Source organism: Microcystis sp. M53603_WE2, from assembly GCF_030065435.1.
The window spans coordinates 1-2,426 of the sequence record NZ_JASJFF010001150.1 but is presented as its reverse complement, the minus strand read 5'-3'; the positions used below and the strand labels follow the sequence as shown (position 1 = coordinate 2,426).

Here is a 2,426-nt window from a genome sequence, read left to right as displayed (position 1 = left end):
CCACATAGGCGCGGAAAAAGCCGGGGAAGTCGATTCTTTTGCCAGAGGAGCGAAATCCGGCATTTTCTACCTGAATATTGACGGCGATCTGGGTAATGCGGGCATCGGCCATCTGTGAGGCGACGGTACGTTTCCAGATTAAATCATAGAGGGCGAATTCTAGTCCGCTCAGGCCGGTTTCCCGGGGCAGGCGAAAGCTACTACCGGCGGGCCGGATGGCTTCGTGTGCTTCCTGTGCGCCTTTGCTTTTGGTGGTGTACTGCCGGGGTTGGGGACTGAGGTAATTTTTTCCGTACATTTGTTCTACACAATTGCGGGCGGCGGTGATAGCCTGATCGGAAAGATGGACGGAATCGGTCCGCATATAGGTGATGTAGCCCTGTTCGTAGAGATTTTGGGCGATTCGCATGGTGTCGCGGGCGGATATGCCCAGTTTCCGGTTAGCCTCTTGCTGTAGGGTGGAGGTGGTGAAGGGGGGGGAAGGTTTGCGAGTGGTGGGTTTTTCTTCGGTGTGGCTAACGCGCCAGATTTTGTCTTCGATGCGTTCTTTTAAGGCGGCGGCGGTGGCTTGATCCAAAAGTGTCACCTGGCGACCGGGGAGCAGTCTGCCGGTTTCGGCATCGAAATCGCTCCCATTTGCCACTTTTTGACCGTTTAAGGTGACTAATTTCGACTCGAATTGATTTTTGTCTTTTTCGAGGGTGGCTTTCAGATCCCAATAATTGGCGGTTTTAAAGGCTCGTCGTTCTCGTTCGCGCTGCACGAGCAGACGTACCGCCACGGATTGCACCCGGCCGGCGGATAACCCTTTGGAGATTTTTTTCCAGAGTAGGGGGGAGAGGGTATAACCGTAGAGGCGATCGAGTATGCGGCGGGTTTCTTGGGCGTGAACTAAATTTTCGTCGATGGAGCGACAATTTTTGAGGGCGGCTTGGATTGCTTCTTTGGTGATTTCGTGAAATACCATCCTTTTGGTGGGTATTTTCGGGTTGAGTACCTGCAAGAGATGCCAACTGATGCTTTCGCCTTCCCGATCTTCGTCGGTGGCGAGGATCAGTTCGCTGGCCCCTTTGAGGGCTTCTTTTAATTCTTTGACGACTTTACTTTTGGTTTTGGGGACGACGTAGAGGGGGTCGAAATCGTTCTCCACATCCACGCCTAAATTGGCCCAGGATTTGTCTTTGTGGGCGGGGGGAATTTCTTCGGCGGAGGCGGGCAGATCGCGGATGTGGCCCATGGAGGCTTGGACTCGATAGCCGCTAGGCAGATAATTGCTGATCGTCCGAGCTTTGGTGGGGGATTCGACAATAACCAGGGTTGACATAGGAATTGATCACGAGGGCATGGCCACAGCGACTGTTTTAGTTAGACTGACCATCTTTGTTTGATGATGGGCAAAAGTTACTATTTATCTTGACCGGCTTGATTCGGGTCAAAATCCACTTACTACGATAATAGAGATTAAAGCTGGTCTTTTGTCACTAACTTCTTAACAAAACTTAATATTTTTCTGGAGCAGGGAGATGGGAGCAGGGAGATGGGAGCAGGGAGAAGGGAGAAAAAAGCTGACTCGGAGAATACTGACTCCTAACCCAATGTTCGCCAAAGATAAGCAAAAATTATTTATTGACTCCAAAAACTTGAGAATATTTAAATTAACATTCCGCAATATTTACAAATTCTTAAAAATTAATTGAGAAAGATTTTTATTTAACAACGATGTTATGATGGTTACAGCGATTTTACTGAATTTCATAATGGGCTATTCTGTGCTTTTTTAGGCAGCAATGGTTGAAACCCTTGCCACACCTAGAAGGTTATCCTAATTAAGACGGGTAAATTAGTCAATTTCACCCACAACGATGATCTTTTTTTTGTGTAGTTTTATTGCAAAAAAAAAGTTTTTTTGACAAAAAGCACAAAGTATGATATGAAACCAACGTATTTCTGGCTGCCAGTAGTTATTGCAGAGTGGGAGTTGTGGAGAAGGGATAAGGGAGTGCTGGAGTTAACAAAACGAAAACTTCGCACCTCATCATTAAGATAACTGCTATATAGCGGTTCTCACATCTGTGTGGCATACTTAAACCTTTGCCGATTAAGCTTTTCAACATAGATAATGTACCTCTTGCGAACAGGAAACGCTATAAATAGACTTTTAATAACCACAGAAAGAAAGGAATAGTCAGAAAACTAGCAAGGGTAGTGACCACAACTGTGCGGGCCATCAAAGCGGCCGAACCACCGAATTCTGTGACTAAAATGACAGTATTAACGGCGGTGGGCATGGCACTCTGTAGGATGAGAATTTTTAGATCCATACCAGTTAATCCTAAACTATTGCCGATCGCAAATGCCAAAAGAGGAGCGACTAAAAGACGCAAACCGGCCCCTAATAATTCTAATTTACCGATCGCTAATTTTTG

Annotated in this window: 3 protein-coding genes; all 3 read right to left on the bottom strand. The window is 46.6% G+C overall.

Annotated elements, in window-relative coordinates; genetic code table 11:
• A partial coding sequence (gene topA / locus PX481_RS24260) for a type I DNA topoisomerase (protein WP_288096474.1) occupies nt 1–1,324 on the bottom strand: 1,324 nt, incomplete at its 3' end.
• Nucleotides 1,325–1,489: 165 nt separating this feature from the next.
• Complete coding sequence (locus PX481_RS30235; RefSeq protein WP_071825112.1) at nt 1,490–1,669, bottom strand: hypothetical protein; 180 nt, start codon at nt 1,667–1,669, stop codon at nt 1,490–1,492.
• 475 nt (nt 1,670–2,144) lie between these two features.
• Nucleotides 2,145–2,426, bottom strand: a 282-nt coding sequence (locus PX481_RS24255) for an AEC family transporter (protein ID WP_288096472.1), incomplete at its 5' end; no start/stop codon positions are given.